This window comes from Nostoc sp. (assembly GCF_036919615.1).
Lineage (GTDB): Bacteria > Cyanobacteriota > Cyanobacteriia > Cyanobacteriales > Nostocaceae > Nostoc.
Window position 1 is genome coordinate 120,727 of sequence record NZ_JBALCN010000009.1, and the last position, 17,477, is coordinate 138,203.

16 protein-coding genes and 2 pseudogenes are annotated in these 17,477 nt (G+C 39.5%); 11 read left to right on the forward strand and 7 right to left on the reverse strand.

Features of this window, described 5'->3' with window-relative positions; translation table 11 throughout:
• Positions 1-85: 85 nt before the first annotated feature.
• From V7K48_RS03745 to V7K48_RS03760, 4 genes and pseudogenes are all read left to right on the forward strand, one after another.
• A pseudogene (locus tag V7K48_RS03745) lies at positions 86-192 on the forward strand (class I SAM-dependent methyltransferase); the annotation flags it as partial.
• 509 nt (positions 193-701) lie between these two features.
• Entirely contained in the window at positions 702-1,787 is a 1,086-nt protein-coding gene (locus tag V7K48_RS03750) for a M4 family metallopeptidase (protein WP_335069727.1), read from the forward strand.
• Between the two features lie 171 nt (positions 1,788-1,958).
• The gene (locus tag V7K48_RS03755) at positions 1,959-2,258 is read left to right on the forward strand and encodes a protealysin inhibitor emfourin (protein ID WP_335069729.1); all 300 of its coding nucleotides are present in this window, start codon (positions 1,959-1,961) and stop codon (positions 2,256-2,258) included.
• A gap of 96 nt (positions 2,259-2,354) precedes the next feature.
• Positions 2,355-3,272, forward strand: coding sequence for a DUF4437 domain-containing protein (locus V7K48_RS03760; protein ID WP_335069731.1), 918 nt, complete (start codon positions 2,355-2,357; stop codon positions 3,270-3,272).
• Between the two features lie 5 nt (positions 3,273-3,277).
• Here V7K48_RS03760 and V7K48_RS03765 read toward each other — a convergent pair whose 3' ends face one another.
• On the reverse strand, positions 3,278-4,798 hold the full coding sequence (locus V7K48_RS03765) for an amidohydrolase family protein (protein ID WP_335069733.1): 1,521 nt from the start codon (positions 4,796-4,798) through the stop codon (positions 3,278-3,280).
• Between the two features lie 117 nt (positions 4,799-4,915).
• On the opposite strand from V7K48_RS03765, the gene V7K48_RS03770 reads away from it, so the two are divergent.
• From V7K48_RS03770 to V7K48_RS03785, 4 genes and pseudogenes are all read left to right on the forward strand, one after another.
• Positions 4,916-5,710 (forward strand): aspartyl/asparaginyl beta-hydroxylase domain-containing protein, encoded by a 795-nt coding sequence (locus V7K48_RS03770; RefSeq protein ID WP_335069865.1) that lies wholly within the window; start codon positions 4,916-4,918, stop codon positions 5,708-5,710.
• Positions 5,711-5,910: 200 nt separating this feature from the next.
• Positions 5,911-6,729 carry a carbonic anhydrase gene (locus V7K48_RS03775; RefSeq protein WP_335069735.1) on the forward strand — a complete coding sequence of 273 codons (819 nt, stop codon included), beginning with the start codon at positions 5,911-5,913 and terminating at the stop codon, positions 6,727-6,729.
• Between the two features lie 677 nt (positions 6,730-7,406).
• Positions 7,407-7,649: pseudogene (locus V7K48_RS03780) on the forward strand (alcohol dehydrogenase); the annotation flags it as partial.
• A gap of 91 nt (positions 7,650-7,740) precedes the next feature.
• Positions 7,741-8,136 carry a nuclear transport factor 2 family protein gene (locus V7K48_RS03785; protein ID WP_335069737.1) on the forward strand — a complete coding sequence of 132 codons (396 nt, stop codon included), beginning with the start codon at positions 7,741-7,743 and terminating at the stop codon, positions 8,134-8,136.
• Positions 8,137-8,301: 165 nt separating this feature from the next.
• Here the strand turns inward: V7K48_RS03785 and V7K48_RS03790 are convergent, their stop codons facing one another.
• The 5 genes from V7K48_RS03790 to V7K48_RS03810 all read right to left on the reverse strand — a co-directional run bounded on the left by V7K48_RS03790 (position 8,302) and on the right by V7K48_RS03810 (position 12,685).
• Positions 8,302-8,778 carry a hypothetical protein gene (locus V7K48_RS03790; RefSeq protein WP_335069739.1) on the reverse strand — a complete coding sequence of 159 codons (477 nt, stop codon included), beginning with the start codon at positions 8,776-8,778 and terminating at the stop codon, positions 8,302-8,304.
• Between the two features lie 185 nt (positions 8,779-8,963).
• Positions 8,964-9,542 (reverse strand): hormogonium polysaccharide biosynthesis acetyltransferase HpsU, encoded by a 579-nt coding sequence (hpsU, locus tag V7K48_RS03795; protein ID WP_335069741.1) that lies wholly within the window; start codon positions 9,540-9,542, stop codon positions 8,964-8,966.
• A gap of 95 nt (positions 9,543-9,637) precedes the next feature.
• The gene (locus V7K48_RS03800; RefSeq protein ID WP_335069743.1) at positions 9,638-10,594 is read right to left on the reverse strand and encodes a glycosyltransferase family 2 protein; all 957 of its coding nucleotides are present in this window, start codon (positions 10,592-10,594) and stop codon (positions 9,638-9,640) included.
• A 172-nt stretch (positions 10,595-10,766) separates the two neighbouring features.
• Entirely contained in the window at positions 10,767-11,699 is a 933-nt protein-coding gene (locus V7K48_RS03805) for a glycosyltransferase family 2 protein (protein WP_335069745.1), read from the reverse strand.
• Between the two features lie 158 nt (positions 11,700-11,857).
• The gene (locus V7K48_RS03810) at positions 11,858-12,685 is read right to left on the reverse strand and encodes a hypothetical protein (RefSeq protein WP_335069747.1); all 828 of its coding nucleotides are present in this window, start codon (positions 12,683-12,685) and stop codon (positions 11,858-11,860) included.
• A gap of 216 nt (positions 12,686-12,901) precedes the next feature.
• Between V7K48_RS03810 and cobU the strand changes: the two genes are divergently transcribed.
• Both cobU and V7K48_RS03820 read left to right on the forward strand, forming a co-directional pair.
• Complete coding sequence (cobU, locus tag V7K48_RS03815) at positions 12,902-13,477, forward strand: bifunctional adenosylcobinamide kinase/adenosylcobinamide-phosphate guanylyltransferase (protein ID WP_335069749.1); 576 nt, start codon at positions 12,902-12,904, stop codon at positions 13,475-13,477.
• 45 nt (positions 13,478-13,522) lie between these two features.
• Positions 13,523-13,942 carry a hypothetical protein gene (locus V7K48_RS03820; protein WP_335069751.1) on the forward strand — a complete coding sequence of 140 codons (420 nt, stop codon included), beginning with the start codon at positions 13,523-13,525 and terminating at the stop codon, positions 13,940-13,942.
• Positions 13,943-14,169: 227 nt separating this feature from the next.
• On the opposite strand, the gene V7K48_RS03825 is transcribed toward V7K48_RS03820, so the two are convergent.
• A complete protein-coding gene (locus tag V7K48_RS03825) occupies positions 14,170-14,889 on the reverse strand; it encodes a DUF4079 domain-containing protein (RefSeq protein WP_335069753.1) in 720 nt (239 codons plus the stop codon).
• Positions 14,890-15,208: 319 nt separating this feature from the next.
• Between V7K48_RS03825 and V7K48_RS03830 the strand changes: the two genes are divergently transcribed.
• Positions 15,209-17,449: a glycosyltransferase gene (locus V7K48_RS03830; RefSeq protein ID WP_335069755.1), complete on the forward strand. Its 2,241-nt coding sequence runs from the start codon at positions 15,209-15,211 to the stop codon at positions 17,447-17,449.
• Positions 17,450-17,477: the final 28 nt, after the last annotated feature.

Consider the following 17,477-nt stretch of genomic DNA (forward strand, 5'->3'; position numbering starts at 1 on the left):
CGCTATTTCAAAATCACTACAACGACTCTACAATTACCAAATTAGATATTTTCCACTACACTTACGCCGTCTTAGTCAAGTCTAGCTAGCTAGCTTAGATGCTCATTTACAAATGTTGAGCAAAGCTGGATTTAAAACAGTTGCAGTACCTTGGAATATTATGGTCTGGCGGTATTTGGTGGCTGGCTGTGAAAATTTTCGGTTTTAGATGCCTAGATTTAGGATTTGCCTGTCTCCAATCGGTATTTAGGGACTTCCAAAAAATTAATTTCTAGGTAGTTAATAAATAAAGATAATCATTATTATTATCTTTAATCGGGTGTTTTATTTTTTGAAAGTCCTTTATAGGATTAGCAATCTTATGGTAACAAAACAGCAATAAATAAGATTATTTCCCTTAATAAGAACTAATATATAAACGCTTTGGGTCTGTATAGGAGGTTTTGCTAACTCACGCAAGGATTTTGATTGAAACTTGCGGTAATTAAGATTGCCTTGTATTTTTATACAATATTTCCACATCAGAAGTACCCTCACGGGTACTATCAATGCTTTACGGATATATCCGAAAATACAGAGTAGAAAATTTTATTTAGAAAGAAACCAGGGGCACACGATTTTGATTCGTTTTTCTGCTACTTTCAAAAGTGGAGTTAAAGCCACTGTTTGCCATCACTTAGTTTTAAAAGGAGAATATCTTGATGGCTCGAAATAAAAAGAAATCAGCCGGGTTCAAGTATGAGCATCCACTTGAATCTAGATGCCCAATTTGTTGTATTGTCCCGCCCCACATGCTAAAAAATGTCGTGGTAAATGGCAATCCCCAGCAGCGGACTTGGGCTTTTCATACATTAAATATTTCGGCACAATTTCTGGGACGGAGAAACGTCGTAGGTAATATCTCGTTTGCACCTTCTCCTGGTGAAAAACGCCGCACCATCTACGATGCAAAAAATGGGCAGGAACTTCCTGGTACACTAGTGCGTGCTGAGGGAGACCCTGCCAGCAATGATGAATCAGTGAATGAAGCTTACGATGGTGCTGGTGCTACTTATGACTTGTTTAATGAGATATTTGATCGCAATTCAATTGACGACAAAGGACTGCGTTTAGACTCCACCGTGCATTATGGCGTCAAATATGACAACGCCTTTTGGAACGGTGACCAAATGGTTTATGGTGATGGCGACGAAGAACTGTTTCAACGCTTCACTAAGTCAATTGATGTGATTGGGCATGAGCTAACTCATGGTGTAACTCAGTACGGAGCAGGTTTACAGTATTATGGCGAACCTGGGGCACTGAATGAGTCATTTTCTGATGTCTTTGGTTCCCTGGTGAAACAAAAGACCAAAAATCAGACTGCACAAGAGGCAGATTGGCTCATTGGCGAAGGTCTTTTGGTACCGACTATCAAAGGTGTTGCCTTGCGCTCGATGAAAGCACCAGGAACAGCATACGATGATCCTGTATTGGGCAAAGATCCCCAACCAGGTCATATGAAAGATAAATATACAGGTGGTGAAGATAACGGTGGGGTGCATATCAACTCAGGTATCCCTAACTATGCCTTTTACCTAGCGGCTGTTGAGATTGGTGGCTATGCTTGGGAAAAAGCTGGCAAAATCTGGTATATAGCTTTACGCGATCGCTTGCGTGCCAAAGCAGATTTTAAAAAAGCTGCCAGCGTCACCATTCAAATTGCTGGCGAACTCTACGGTAATGACAGTAATGAGCAGAAAGCCGTGCAGAACGCTTGGAAAAAGGTAGGAGTTATTAACAGTTAAAAGTTAGGAGTTAGGAGTGAGGAGTTTTTTCTTAACTTCTAATTCCTAACTCTTAACTCCTAACTTTACTTTTAGATGAATTGTTTGTTGTTGCTAAACTGGGAGGTGAAAACTATAATTTCCCAGTTTTTGTATTTATCGCAACTAAGTAGCACAACGGAGAGCAAAAAAATGCGGATATCCTTTGAACGCACGGGCGGCTTTGCTGGGATTACCAAGAAAACAACCGTTGATACAGACACTCTCCCACCAAACGAAGCCAACACCCTTAAGAGCTTAGTGGAAGCTGCTGATTTCTTTAGGCTACCTGAACAAATTACCTCGCCTAATCTCCAGAGCGATCGCTTTCAGTATAAGTTAATAGTGGAAGATAACGGTAAGCAGCATACAGTGACTGTCAGTGAAGCAGCATTGCCAGGAACCTTAAGACCCCTAATTGAATGGCTACAAAATGTAGCACAAAAAAGGTAATTTGCTTAATTAACAATTGAATTTTTAGAGGAAAATCAAGTCAACGCAATATAGAATTGAATGCCAAAAAGCATATAGTTAGGAGAATACGAAGTCGTGGGCGAAAAGAACATAAATTTTAATTCCGCAGAAGAAAAGCAAACTGATGATTTTTTGCATATAGCATCTGTAAAAGAGAATTGGGTTGGAGACGGAAGAGGGCGTATGAACCTATCAGGAAGGTGTACAGCAATCTCCAAAGAGTATGTACCTCGCCAGTACCAATTTTTTAATACAAATACCGTACCAGAAGAACATGGTTGGCGAGTGAGTGGAATGCCAGATAATGTACCATTTGGAAGTAGGCGATCGCTAACGTGGCATGATTGTGGTGCATCCACTTCAAAAGTAGTTTTATCGCCTCAGTTTGAAGCACCTTCTGGCATCTTTACTGCCGATTTAGAGATTTTTGTACTGAGGGGTGCAATTCAATTAGATGAGTGGCAATTAAATAAGCATTGCTACTCCTTTATCCCCGCAGGAGTGAGAGTAGGTCCTTGGAAAGTCCTAGGCAATGAAGAAGTTGAAATACTCTGGATGGAGAACGGTCCTGTTCCATTGAAATATAAAAATGCAATCAACGATCATCCAGATGCTAAATTGCGTGATTTCATCCCTCCATTGGATAGCAAATTGCTACCGTGGAGCAAGACAGATACAGTTCAATTTGAGGTAGCTAAAAAAAAGTACTTAAGAAAAGATAGTAATGGAGGTGGAGTATGGTTACTAGGTATCTTACCACATTACGATGGCAGGTATCAAATGATTCAATCTTATAATGAAGAAGCATATGGTTTAGTTGGATACTGTGATATAGGAAATTACAGTGTTGTAAAAGACCACTTTGGCTATTGTCCTAGCTTTAGCACTCTTCCTAGACACACAACGGACGATGGTGCTTTGTTCTTTATCAGAGTTGATAGGGATTTATCACAACTTGGAACAGTCTTGTCATATGCGCCTAAAGACACATAGGTTTTTTAAGCAGCAAGGTTTCTGTGTGGATTACTAGAAGGTCTTTTTAAATAACGTCCAGTAGGTGAACCTAGAACCTGTCCGTTGTTATAAATAAGATTTCCACGCAAAAAGGTGCTTTTCACCTTCCCAGTTAACTCTACTCCTTCAAAGGGCGTGTAACCTTGTTGTGACTCTGACTCAGCCGCACGTACCACAAAACTTTCATTGGCATCTACCAGCACCAAATCAGCATCATAGCCAATGGCAATATCGCCTTTTTCTAACAAACCAAAGCGCCGGGATGGGTTCCAAGATAGCAACTTAGCCATGTGGTTGTAAGACATCCCCCGCTTGCTACCTTCACTAAATACACCAGAAAGTAAATATTCTGTACCGCCAAAACCAGACTTTGCTAACCAAATATTATTCGGGTCTTTAGCACTTCTTTTTTGTTCAGCAGAACAGCAAGCGTGGTCGCTAACTATCCAATCTACCTGATGGTTGAGTACTGCTTGCCATAAGTATTCTACATCGGCGCGGGGACGAATAGGAGGGTTGACTTTTGCCCAAATTGTATTGGGAGTATCGACATCTAATAACAAATGTCCAACAGTAACTTCTCGCCGAAAATTGATATGGGGAAAAGCAGTTTGCATAGTTAAAGCTGCTTCCATTGCCTTACGCGAACTCAGGTGCAACAAATTGATATTTGCACAATTAGTTTCATGTGCTAAATAAGAAGCAATACAAATTGCTAAACCTTCGGAATGAGGAGGACGCGCTGCACTATAAGCATTTAGTCCGCTAAGACTAGAATCATTTTCAACTATTTTGGTATAGGCGTTGAGAATTTCTGCAACTTCACAATGCAAACTCAAGCTGATAGTATCTCGTGCTTCTGGATGTTTTTCTATCAAGCGAGTTAGACCACGCATAATAAATTCAAAATGGGCGAAGTCGTACCGTTCCTCTTTGTTAATCATCAAAAAGAGGTTTTGCTGATCTGACAAACCATGCAACCCATAACCGCCATAAAACATGAAGATTTTAAACGAAGATACACCGTATTCCTCAAACAATAGAGGTATTTCGTTGATATGCTGGTTAGCTATAGGTGCAACGTGATAGCTATAATCTACAAAAAAATTACCTGCGGATAACGCCAACACCTCTGGAAAAAAATCGCGGTAGGAGCCGCCTTTGTTAAGATAATACTGCCCTGTACGGATGTAATTTAAGCTGGTAGTCACGCCTCCCATAGCGGCTGCTTTGGTTTCAGTCACAGCATCTTTGTCAAGGGGTTGATAGATACCGATGTGCATATGGGCATCCACAACCCCAGGAAAGCCTAGCAGGTTTTTGCCATCAAATACCTCTTTACCTGTGTCTGGGCTAATATTAGGGGCAATCTGAGCAAATTTTCCATCCTTAATTCCTAAATCAAGTAGTGCGTAGGCGTAGCCCGTCGTAGACATCGCATCCTGATGGGGACGAACTACCCGCACATTTTTGATAATTTTATCTAATACAGGGGTTTCAGACACAGTAGACCTCACACTAAAATGAGTTTAGTCAGGAATTCCAACATCGAATTGTGACGAAGACCAAATCCCATGATTATATAACGGTTTTTTATGAAATCATCTTCAGGAGAAAAGACAATGGAAAGTTTTAATGAGTATCATATAGACCCAAAGGAATTTACTTTTCTCAAAAGTTTTCAAGATAGCTGGCAAGTGATTAGAGATGAGTTTACAAGCTTTATTAATAATGCATCGAATGAAGAGTTAAAATTTACTTACGATATTCTCGGACCAAAAAATAAAACAATTAAAACAAAGGGTAATTCCAAATACAGTGCTTTTGGTATTTTCTTTCAAGGTCTTTTTATTGAAAAATATATCCAAGTGCATCAAATAGAATACCCTGATTTAGAAACAGATGATGCATCAGAAAAAGCACTTGCATTAAGAGAAAAATATTTACCAAATTTTGCTAAAGTAATAGAACAAGTCAACCTGAATGATGATAAAATAATCAGAAATGTCTATTTTGGTACATTCCATCCAGGCTTAGATATCAAGCTACACGTGAATTATAACCCTCACATGAATCGTGGCTATTTAGGATTAATTGTGCCAGAAGGGGATGTGGCTATGAAAATATGCCATGAACAGCTTTATTGGCATGAAGGAGAAATTATGGTTTTAGATCACAGCTATCCACACTGTCCGCATAATTACACTAATTATGATAGAACCGTCTTGGTTATAGACTTTTTTAAACCGGATCGCTCTAGAAACGAGGTGATTCGATTTGAAAAAGAGCAAGTTACCCAACGTATGCAAGACAATCCTTACAGCTTAGGTGTTTTTGGTAAAAGTGATAAAGCTGAAGAAGAAGATTTTATCAAGTATGGTTTAGCTCATCAATTAGAGTGGGATAAAGCCTTATAAGCTTAATTTTATCTCTACACTGCCTGGTAAACTAGTGGAGATGAGGTAAATTGCAGGGATTAAGAGAAAACGGAATAGCAAATTTTATTCAATTGAGGGAAAAATTAGGGTTTAATTACTTTTCTACCCCTGGTTACATTCAAGAAATTTCCAATTGGATTATATCTAACTTATCGTTCTTCGGGTTTTAAGGTACTTCTATGAAAAAATTGATTAAAGGTTTGCGCGAATTCAAAAGTAGTTACTTTTCCACTCATGAAGAACTGTTTGAACAACTTTCTCACGGTCAAAAGCCCAGGGTATTATTTATTACTTGCTCGGATTCACGTATCGATCCAAACCTGATTACACAAGCCGGATTAGGTGAATTGTTTGTTATCCGCAATGCAGGCAACATTATTCCACCATTTGGTGCAACTAATGGCGGTGAAGGGGCAACAATTGAATATGCTATTCAAGCATTAGATATTCAACAAATTATTGTCTGTGGTCACTCGCATTGTGGTGCGATGAAAGGCTTAATGAAGTTAGACAGCTTGCGGGTAGAAATGCCGCTTGTACATGACTGGCTCAAGTATGCAGAGGCAACCCGACGATTGGTGAGAGACAATTATAGCCACTACGAAGGCGAAGATCTCTTAGAAATCATTATTGCTGAGAATGTACTCACCCAAATCGAAAATTTACGGACTTATCCAGTGATTCACTCTAAGCTCCACCAAGGGCAACTCAGTATTTATGCTTGGGTTTATCAAATCGAGACAGGAGAAGTTTTGGCATACGACCCACAAAAGCACGCTTATGTCTTGCCCCTAAATCAGCTTCCCCCGTCGGAGATAGATGAGAGGTTATCTAACCTACCTTTTATTAGCAATGGGGAAATACCTTTGACTAAAACTCAGCAACAGGCGTTTCAATCTTTTGAGAAACCCCGTATTTCTTCAGAAACAGGGTTTCCAATGACAGTGCTTTCTCCAGAGCAAATGGAGCGAATTTATCGAGGCTCGACAACAAAGTAAAAATGTCAAGTATGGAAAATTTATTGAAAAGTTAAAAATATTACCAATACTTACTGAAGGTGACTAAGAGTAAATCCTGGTATCTGGTCATTTTTCACAATTTAAGGACGGCCATCATGAAAAAGCTAACCCACCTTGTTTGTACGGGAAGATACCGTGGAAGAAGAATGGCGGACTGTCCAGCCAATTCTGGATAACGTCACACCTGTTTACGATTACGAGCCAAATACATGAGGCCCACCTGAGTTAGATAAACTGCTCTTGTCAAGCGATCGCTAGTATAATCTTTTGGCAAAGAAGTAGCATATATTACTCAATAATTGAAAAATGCTTGTTATTTCTATCTCAGGCACTTTTTGGACTTTGGATAAAAAGAAGCTGGTTCGCGAATATCATGACTTTGTTGGCGAATTCATCTAAACCGCAATTTCTAGGGTGAGGCGCGAGGATAGTGATCGCAATTAGCCAACAGAGTCAATATTTACGGAAACACAGCTTTTTTGTCCAAAATCCAATACCGACTAATGTTAAAAATAATAATTGATCGGTAAGATAAACCTAAAATTTGGAATGAACGCAAAAACTTACAAAAAGTTAATAGAAAAGCAACTTAACCAAGATTTTAAATCTGCGGTTGAAATTGTCGAAATTCCTTATACGCAAATAATCTAGAATAAATTACACAACTAGACCTTTATCACCAGCTATTTTGGAAAGCAGCTTCTGTGAGAGCCTTTCTCATGCTTCATTATAAAGAAGATATAGCAGAGGCAGGCGATCGCCTATTAAACCTGTTCTACACAGACAAACTCAAAGTAGCCGTAGATTCAACACAGTTTCAAGGCATAGAATCAATTCCCGACGATGTAGAATATCTTCTCAGTGGTCACAATTGTGGCAAAGTGGTTGTGAGGTTTTAAGTAACACGGTGACTCAGGATTAATGGCGAGTATAGGAAAGATTACGCAGGTTTGCAATTAAACTTTAGTTTATATCCGGTTGAGGGTGAGAATGACACAAGATTCAGAAAATACTTTAAAAGTTGCTCAACAAGCATTTGAGCATTTTACACATGGTCTGGGCACAGGGGAGTGGCAAGCATTTCTAGATATGCTCACAGAAGATTTTACCCTTTGGTTTCCGGTGGGGAAATTCCACGGATTAAATGTGGGAAAAGAACGAGCTAGAGAGTTTTTCGAGTACGTTTCTGAATCATTTCAAGGGGGAATCACGCTGACCCTAGACCGTTATACCAGTAATGATACAACAGTTGTTTTTGAGTTTCGGGATGAGGAACGTTTGTTAGAACAACCTTACAAAAATCGTTTAGCAGTTTCCTGGGATATTCGGGGAGATAAAATTTGTGCCTATCGGGAATACTTTGGCAGTGATGGGAAATCGTATTAAATAATTCGTAATGACGCTCTCTACGTTCGCGTAGCGTGTCGGAGACAGACGCTCTTGCTAGCTTGCTTCCCCGTAGGGGTAGGCAGACTTGTTGGCGCAGCCTCTTGTAGAGAAGAGAGCTGCGCTAACGTAATTCGTAATTAAGAATTATTTCATTCACTCTCCTTAGTTTCTCTCAGGGTTGAGTTCGTTGATTTCTCTGCACTTAGCCTCTGCGGCTTGATATGCTGCTAAATAGTCTTGACCACCTAACATTACATCACCATAATATTCATAAGGTGGATCACCATAAATTGGTAATGGATCATCTTCTGGATAATCTTCTTTCGATTCTTCAATGATGGCTTTCAGTTTTTTAACGGTCAGCCTTTGTGCTGCAAAATACCAGAGTTCTTGGGGATTTTTGTTCAGGTGCGGTAATGTTGGATCGATAATGCGGACATCGGAGGTATCGCCTAGCTCAATCCAACTGTGTTCAATCGGTCTGTATGGCTTCCCAGCAAAAGCTAAAAATCCCTGAATATATCTTGCTCCCTCAGTGGATAATGCTGCTTTGTAAGCATTATCAAACGGAGTACTAGCTCTGCTGTTTATGAGTTCAGCAATTTTGATTGACAGCGTTTCATCCAATAGTTTGTTCATCAATAGCAAGGATTAGAGCAGCCATGAAAACATATTACCATTGCTACTTACCGTCTTGCTTGGGCATTCAGAAGGCAGAAGAAGATAAGGGAGGCTTAGAACCCTCGGGCATCAAGCTCAAAGACTCAAAGATTCTAAAAAAATATACTCGTTGTCCTCAACTGTAATGTAAGTGCTATATAAAATCACAGGTTTGTGGGGGAATCAAGTTTTATCCGAACCGTCTTGGGACGACAGGGGCTTCCCCAACAAACCTGCCCAGAGGGCATATTAGTAAAAACACTACTACGAGCGCCAATCACAGTATTAGCCCCGATTTGCACTCCCGGCCCAACAAAACAATCTGCTGCTACCCATGCACCATTGTCAATGGTGATGCTCGCTGTCTTCAACCCAAAGGCAGGGTCTTGGAGATCATGACTACCAGTACACAGGTAACTTTTTTGGGAAATTACGCACTGTTCACCGATGCGGATCTGATCGAGGCTGTATAAAACTACGTTATCTCCAATCCAACTGTAGTTGCCAATGGTAACTTTCCAAGGATAGGTGAAGCGGGCAGTGGGTCGAATTAATACGCCTTTGCCGATCCGAGCGCCAAATAGTCGTAGCAAAGCACAACGCAAAATATTTAACGGTTGAGGAGTCAGGGGAAAGGCGATCGCTTGTACAAACCACCATAAGAAAATATACCAATTTGGACGACCCCGATCAAACCAAGATTGGTCATATTTGCGTAAATCTACGAAAGCGTCATTAGTCATTTGTGATTCAATTTTAGATTTTAGATTTTAGATTTTAGATTTTAAATTTTTCCTTCAATCCAAAATTCAAAATTCAAAATCTAAAATTGACAGAGTTAGGAATCAATCGTCAATAGCTTTCCTCCTGCTCCTCTGCTCCCCTGCTTTACATCTCCTTCCTCCGGGGTAGTTGCAGTATTTAAGTGACCATCATAGTTGCGTAATTCGTAAAGTTTAACGCCAATTTGATATTCATATTGACTTAGCAAGCGTGCATAGATATATCCGGCTTTGCCATCCAAAAAACCGCGTTGAATAATATAAAATAAAACAAACCGTAAAATGGGTTTAAACGGTAGGCGTACCCATACTTTTTTCAAAAAGCGCTTGCGTTGGACTGCATCACCAAATAGATTGGCATCGATAGTACCGCTATCATCTTTACCTGTGAGAATATTAAGATAAACACTAGCTTCCCAGTTGGAATAGCGGTTGTGTCGTTCTAACCACTGGTAAAGGTCGCGGAAGTCCTCATGGAGCATATCATTTTTGAGATACCCAACTTTCCCCTGTAAAATCACATGTTCGTGAACTTCGTTATCACCAGTATTGGGAATATCTTCAGTATGTAGGTTTTCGTAGCGACCTTTTTTATGTTGAAATAAACGTAGATTCCAATCGGGATATTTCCCACCATAACGAATCCATTTTCCTAAGAAAAATACGCGGCGGTTGAGATAATAACCTGCATATTCTTTATTTTGAATTGCTTGGTCAATTTCTTCCCAAAGTTCGGCAGTGATCCGCTCATCGCAATCTACAATTAGCACCCATTCGTTGCGAAAAGGTAGATTATCTAAAGACCAATTTTTCTTTTTGGGCCAGCGTCCATTGAAGTTGAATTGCACAATATTTACACCGTGACTTTTAGCAATTTCAACACTCTTGTCACTACTATGAGAATCTACTACAAATATTTCATCTGCTCTACTGAGACTAGCGAGGCAGGCGGGCAAGTTTACTTGTTCGTTTTTTGCTGGAATTAATACAGAAACTGGTATTTTAGATGACATATGAGTATAAATTATGTTATTGGTTTATCAAAAAGAATTCAGGAGTCAAAATGGATGGGAGGATGATTGGCGAATGAATACAATAATTTTAAACTCCCTCTAAATCTCCGATTTGGAGGTCTACAATCAGGTAATGGTTGAATCCCAACCCAAAAGTATTCTGAATTCTTGTTTATTTTTTATTTAATGGGAATAAAAGACCTTGAATAGCAGCATTTAAGTAACCAATCTGACCGTAAGCATACACAAGTTTGTCAAACCGTTCTGCTGGATCAGAGAAATATTGCAATGCCTTATACAAGCCGCGCCCAAACCGTTCGCTACCTCGTTGTAACTGAGCGATCCCAGCTTTACCAGCGAGTTGTTCTCGATAGCATTCACTGATACCCTGCCACCAGCCTCGGTTTAAAAACCAGGAGCGTTGGAGGCGCTCTGGGGCAACATTGTGAGCGACTAATGCTTCAGGAAGATAAGCGACTTCCCAACCACGCTGTAGGGCAAATTCGGTCATTTGCAGTTCTTCATTTGATAAGAGATTTTTCCCAACTCGACCGAGATGAAGATCAAAACCGCCAATTTCTTCCAAGAAACTGCGGCGGATAGAGTAATTTAAGCCTCTGGGTGTTGAGCCAGGTTGCTTTATATAGATGATACTGTCACCCAAGTCGTATGCACCCAGATTTGCAGCTAGTCCTGGAGATAGCCACCGTGGTTGTTGGATTCCTGGGGGCCATAAAAGAGTGACTTTACCACCTGCGATCGCTAGTTTAGAGTTATTGTAATAGGCAAAATATAAAACTTCTAGCCAGCCCTCGCAGGCAACGGCATCGTCATCCAGATAAGCAAAAATATCACTACTAGCTACTTTTGCACCAGTGTTGCGGGCGACAGATAAACCGATAGTGGGTTCAAATACATACTTCAGGCGAGGATTGTGGGCCCTTTGTTCTACAACCTCACGGGTGCGATCGCTAGATCCATTATCAACTACGACAATTTCAAAGTCAGCAGCAAAATCCTGTGCTAAAAGACTATCAATTGCAGCCCCTAAATAGGTATCTCGATTGTGGGTACAGATAATGGCAGAGATTTGGGTGTCTGGCATAGATTTAATTTTGGATTTGAGATTTGGGACTTCGGCTAAACTCAGTCGAACGATTTTAGATTAAAATCTTAAATCCAACGCACAGCTGCTGAGAGTTAATCTAAACCAAAAGTTACTGACCCACCAACCGAGTTTCTTCGGAAATAATCTTTAAAACTTTACGTTTGTTGAATATGACTGTGTAAAACTACAAGAGTTTGGGCCAGTTGACTCAGACGAGTTTCCAAAGATTGCTTGCGTCCCAACAGTTGACGTAACTTTTGGTAACGAGCGATCGCCATGCTAACATTGGGAACCTGATCTGCAGGACATGGGCGCGACCAGACTTTACCAGCATCGTCTACACCGCAGAGGCGATAGCCAGTAGTAGATGATTGATAAGATACTTTCCCACCAGTGGCGCAAATTTCTTCTACGTAGTTCATCAGGCGGTCAACTTCTGCATGGCGCAGTGTTGCGGTTCCTCCCGGTTCTGGTTCGGTGGGATTGGATTCTAACCAGCCATTGACAATTGGGCCTTCTAAGTAAATATCCTGAATTTGCTTCAAAATATTTTGCAATTCTGTTTGCCAACTGGCGACAGTTTCCTGAATTTCTTGCAATAGATTCATCGCCAATCCTGGATTGGCTCCGTGGCGATGATTACTAAAGTTAGGAGTTTTGAACTTGGGTAGGCTGGGTGTTTTGCTATCGTTCTCTTGTGCTTGAAAGGTCTGCACAGAGTCATGGTGAGGAAAGAAATTTTGTTCAGCAGGATAATCACTCTCAGTATCTACGCCCAAGTCAACTGTTTGTCCTTGTGTCTTTACTTCCTCATCCTGAGAAGATGGAGTTTGTGTACTTTCTGTGGGTTCGTTGGCTCCGACACTGATTCTAAAAGAGAAAGATCCTTTTGTCGTCGAATCCCCTATTTCAGCGGCAGAGGCAGTGCCGCGATTCCCTAAATCGTGTAGAGTTGCTTCAATGCGTTTTAAGCCTGCGTTCATAAAGACATCCTAAAGTTTGCTGTCCCCAGTAGTGTTGAATAATTCAGAATGGGGTTGTTGGGATTTTCGGCTTTTGCCAGTTGTGGCATCAATGATGCTGGTGCTAATTTTATCCCTTAAAAGTTATTTGAAACCAAAAATCTCACCGATAAAGTAAAAAACTGCGGTGATAAATTGCAACCGTAAGTATATTGTTAAAATACTCAGGAAACAACTTTGGGTAAAATCATCTTAGTAACAGGGCCAGCACGATCTGGTAAAAGTGAATGGGCAGAAACTCTGGCTATGCAGTCAGGAAAAGCAGTTGTTTACATAGCAACAGCCACTGATAACCCAGATGACCAAGAATGGCATCAACGCATTTTAGAACACCGACAACGTCGTCCCCAAGACTGGGTAACTCTATCTGTACCTGTGGAACTATCTGCTACCCTCGCCGATGCCAAACCCTATACCTGCCTTTTAGTTGATTCTTTAGGAACTTGGGTTGCTAATCTTCTGGAACAAAACGAATCTAGCTGGGAAAACATCCTTGCAGAGTTGTTAGAGACAGTGGATCTGGTTGCTGCTGATATGCTGTTTGTAGCAGAAGAAACGGGCTGGGGTGTGGTACCAGCTTATCCCCTTGGGAGGACGTTCCGCGATCGCCTGGGTTCTTTAGTCCGCCAACTAAGTGTACTTTGTGAGACTGTATATTTAGTTACTGGTGGTCATGTTCTCAATCTCAGCATCCTTGGTTCGCCATTGCCAAATAGAGAGGATGCTGGAACATTCAGGAGTCAAGATTCTTAACTCTTGATTCAAGTTAATCCAAAATCTCAAATCTAAAATTGTAATATGGCAACTAAACAAGAAGTTAGAGGATACCTTGCCTACTGGTTTCAGCTAGGTAAGAAAGTGATTACGGGCAACGGTAAGGCAAGCTTTTTGCCTCAATCGGTGCTAAATGGCGATCGCTATAGTGAAGAATTTGAAGAGTGCTGGCAGAAAATTCTCTCATCGGAATCGGGTGATTGTTACCTGGAGGCTACACATGAAACCATTGCTGAACTGTTGACACCAGCATGGGAGATGCTACCTTGCAGCCGATGTAGTATGCCAGTAGCCGCGCGAAACGTCGGGATGCCAACGTTGTTATGCCCCTGCAATAATTTACCTAACTGGCCTAATACCGAATTACCAGCACCGCGAGAGCCAATTAAGACTCAAGACCAACTCAAAACAATTCGCGATCGGCTTGTAGATAATATTGCATAAACAAACAACTAATTTGTAAATCTGACAAGTTTTTTTTTAATTCTTTGATTATTTTAATTTTTCCTGTAGTGGTTTTTAGTTGCACCACAGGATTTTGGCATGGGTTTTTTAGAAATTGCGATCGCTCGATTGACTAAATCTCCTTTAGCAAATCTGGCGGAATACACCAAAATGGGAAAGCAAACAGGCAAATTTGGAAAGCAATATACCATTTAGTTATTAGTAGTTCACTTTGGTGCTTGGGAATTTGGCATTGGACAAGTTTTATTAACAAAGTCACATTGATAAATATAGGGTTCTTGCCAACTCAGGGGAATTTCTAATAAGTCTCGCGTTCCTGTCATGCCTTGTCCAATAAATAGCAACAAAGCAATGCAGTTTAAAATCGTATGGACGATGCGCCAACGATTGGACTTATCTTGATAAATATCTTGAACAATTGCTAATGAAAAAATCATCAGCAGTGCGGCGGTAATCCCAATATAATAATGTGACCAATACCACTCTTTGGTGAGGCGATATACTCCATCCTGACAGCCTAATATTACTAAACCTGCACCAGTTAAAGTTGCAAAAACCGCCCTCCACAGTCGCTGCTTTGCCTGATAAAGAAATACTAAAGATGCGATAGTTGCAGCAAATATTAACAAGATAAAAACAACTTGAAAAGGTGTTTTGTTCCACAATTGATCTTTGAGAATATTTTTGCCAATCGGATAGCTTAATCCGATTAAAGTTAATCCGACAACTGCACCTGTCAGTCTTTCACCTAACTGCTTATGTTCCCCACCCACGACTAGGGGAATTTTGCTCTTATTCCCAGCTAAAATTTGCAATCTGCGTTGGCGGGTTTGCCAAGCAAAATTAACCACTGTACCGATCAGTGGAAACACGAATATAATTGCGATCGCTGGATGTAAAAGACCAAGAAAATCTGTTATTTGCATACAATACCTTTCAATAAATCATTAAATTCATCTCAAAGGACAATTTAAAGCATCGTATTATCACTTAAATTAATTTCAGATGAGAATCTGTTTAATATTTATTTTTGTTATTTTTAGCTGATTTTAAGAAAGTAAATATTTGAATATCTTAAAAAAGATTATGACTACAGTTAAACCTAGTTTATGTATGAAAGAATCTATGGCAGTATTTTTTGATATAAAGTATTATTGAAAAAGTTTGTGACCTTTTTTCAAAAAAGATATCACAACTGAGTAAAATACTTTTTTTGCAGAATATTTTTAGGTTAAAAAGGGCTAAATGTTAGGATCAAAGTTTAGTTATAAACCAGATAAAGTTCCTATTTTCAAGAGATTTATTCAATTGCACACAGCAACACTGATTTTATTAAGCATTATTTTCTTATCTAGTATCATTGTAGTTGGGTGGTTCGCTGGTGACGATAGAATTAATGAAATTTTTGCTCAAATCAATGACTGGCAAATGCACCCACCAATATGGTTAAAAGTACCAAGAATAGAAGGTAAATATTTACTGCTACCCACTGTTGGATTATTACTAACTGTGTTTGTAGTGATGAAAATTTCTCCACAACCCCGAATTTGGTCACAACGGTTAGTAGTGGGAATTTTAATCATTTTAACTTTGCGGTATGTTCTGTGGCGATCGCTCTCTACCTTAAATTTAATAAATCCGTTGAATGGGGTATTTAGTTTAGGGTTATTTTTTGCAGAGATGTTAATGCTAGTTAATAGTACTATACAGCTATTTTTCATGTTGAATATTAAAGAACGTCACCGCGAAGCAGACGTAAAATCACTAGCTGTAGTCAGTGGTAGCTTTCTACCATCTGTTGATATTTTAATACCAACCTATAACGAACCAGTTTTTATTTTACGGCGGACAATTATTGGTTGTCAAGCCCTAGATTATGCAAATAAAAGAATCTATCTTTTGGATGATACTAATCGTTCAAAAATGAGAGGATTAACAGAAGAATTAGGTTGCCACTATCTAACACGACCTGATAACAGTTATGCAAAAGCAGGTAATTTGAATCATGCGATCGCTAAAACTAATGGAGAATTAATAGTAGTTTTTGATGCTGATTTTATCGCTACTAAAAACTTTCTCACTCGTACTGTTGGCTTTTTTAAAGATGAAAAAATTGCCCTTGTACAAACGCCCCAAAGCTTTTATAACGCTGACCCTATAGCCCGCAATCTAGGCTTAGAAAATGTTCTCACCCATGAGGCAGAAGTGTTTTATCGACAAATTCAGACAAGTCGTGATTCTTCAGGTAGTGCGATCTGTGCTGGTACATCCTTTGTCGTTCGCAGAAGTGCTTTAGAGAAAATTGGAGGTTTTGTAATTGAATCTTTAAGTGAAGATTATTTCACAGGAATTCGCTTATCTGCTCAAGGCTACCGTTTGGTTTATTTAAATGAAAAGTTAAGTGCCGGTTTAGCAGCAGAAAATATTGCTGCCTATACAACCCAACGATTAAGGTGGGGGCAGGGTACACTCCAGACGCTGTTTATTAAATCTAATCCTTTAAAAATTCCTGGGCTAACCCTCATGCAAAGGTTAGCTTCTTTAGCTGGATTACTATATTGGTTTGGCAATATTTCGCGTGTTTATTTTCTGCTTATCCCATTAGCATATTCATTTTTAAATGTGATTCCCATCCGTTCAACAGCAGCCGAGTTGTTATTTTTTTTCTTGCCTTACTACTTAGTGAATTTGACAACATTCTCTTGGTTAAATTATCGTTCTTGTTCAGCTTTTATATCAGATATTTATTCACTAATAATATGTTTTCCTTTAGCAGTAAATACTATACAAGTGATGATTCATCCCTTTGCAAAAGGATTTAAAGTCACACCCAAGGGTATAGTGAAAAATCGTTATACTTTTAATTGGAATTTAGCCCTGCCTCTGATAATTGTGTTTATTGCTACTGCTGTTAGTTTATGGCGAAATCTAAATATTGCACCAGAAAGTACCCAACAAATTACAGGTATCAATTTAGTTTGGCTCTGGAATATTTATAATTTGATTCTGATTGGTATTACCCTATTAATTTTACTAGATGCACCGAAACCAGATATGTATGAATGGTTTAATTTGCAGCGAATAGTGCAGTTAAGAGTTGGTGCTCAGAATTTGTGGGGTGTGACTACAATGATTTCTGAAGCAGGTGCTGAAATTGCTCTAACTCAGAAGTTACCTGTCTATTTATTTGCCTATCAACCAATAGATATAGAAATTATAGAAGAAAATTTCCGGTTGACTGGTGAGGTTGTGAGTACTGGGTTTAAAGATGAATTTCCCACAGTACGTGTTAGGTTTGAATCAGTAAGTTTAAATCAACACCGCCACCTTGTAGAAATGCTATTTTGTCGTCCGGGACAGTGGAAGCACCAGAAAGCACCAGGAGAATTACATTCGTTGTTGTTGTTATTTAAAATTTTGCTAAAACCACGAATTTTATTTGATAGAAAAGTAGGTGTAAGTGCGATGACAGTTTCCCAAATCTAAAATTTATTCATACCTGTAAGTAGGTAAA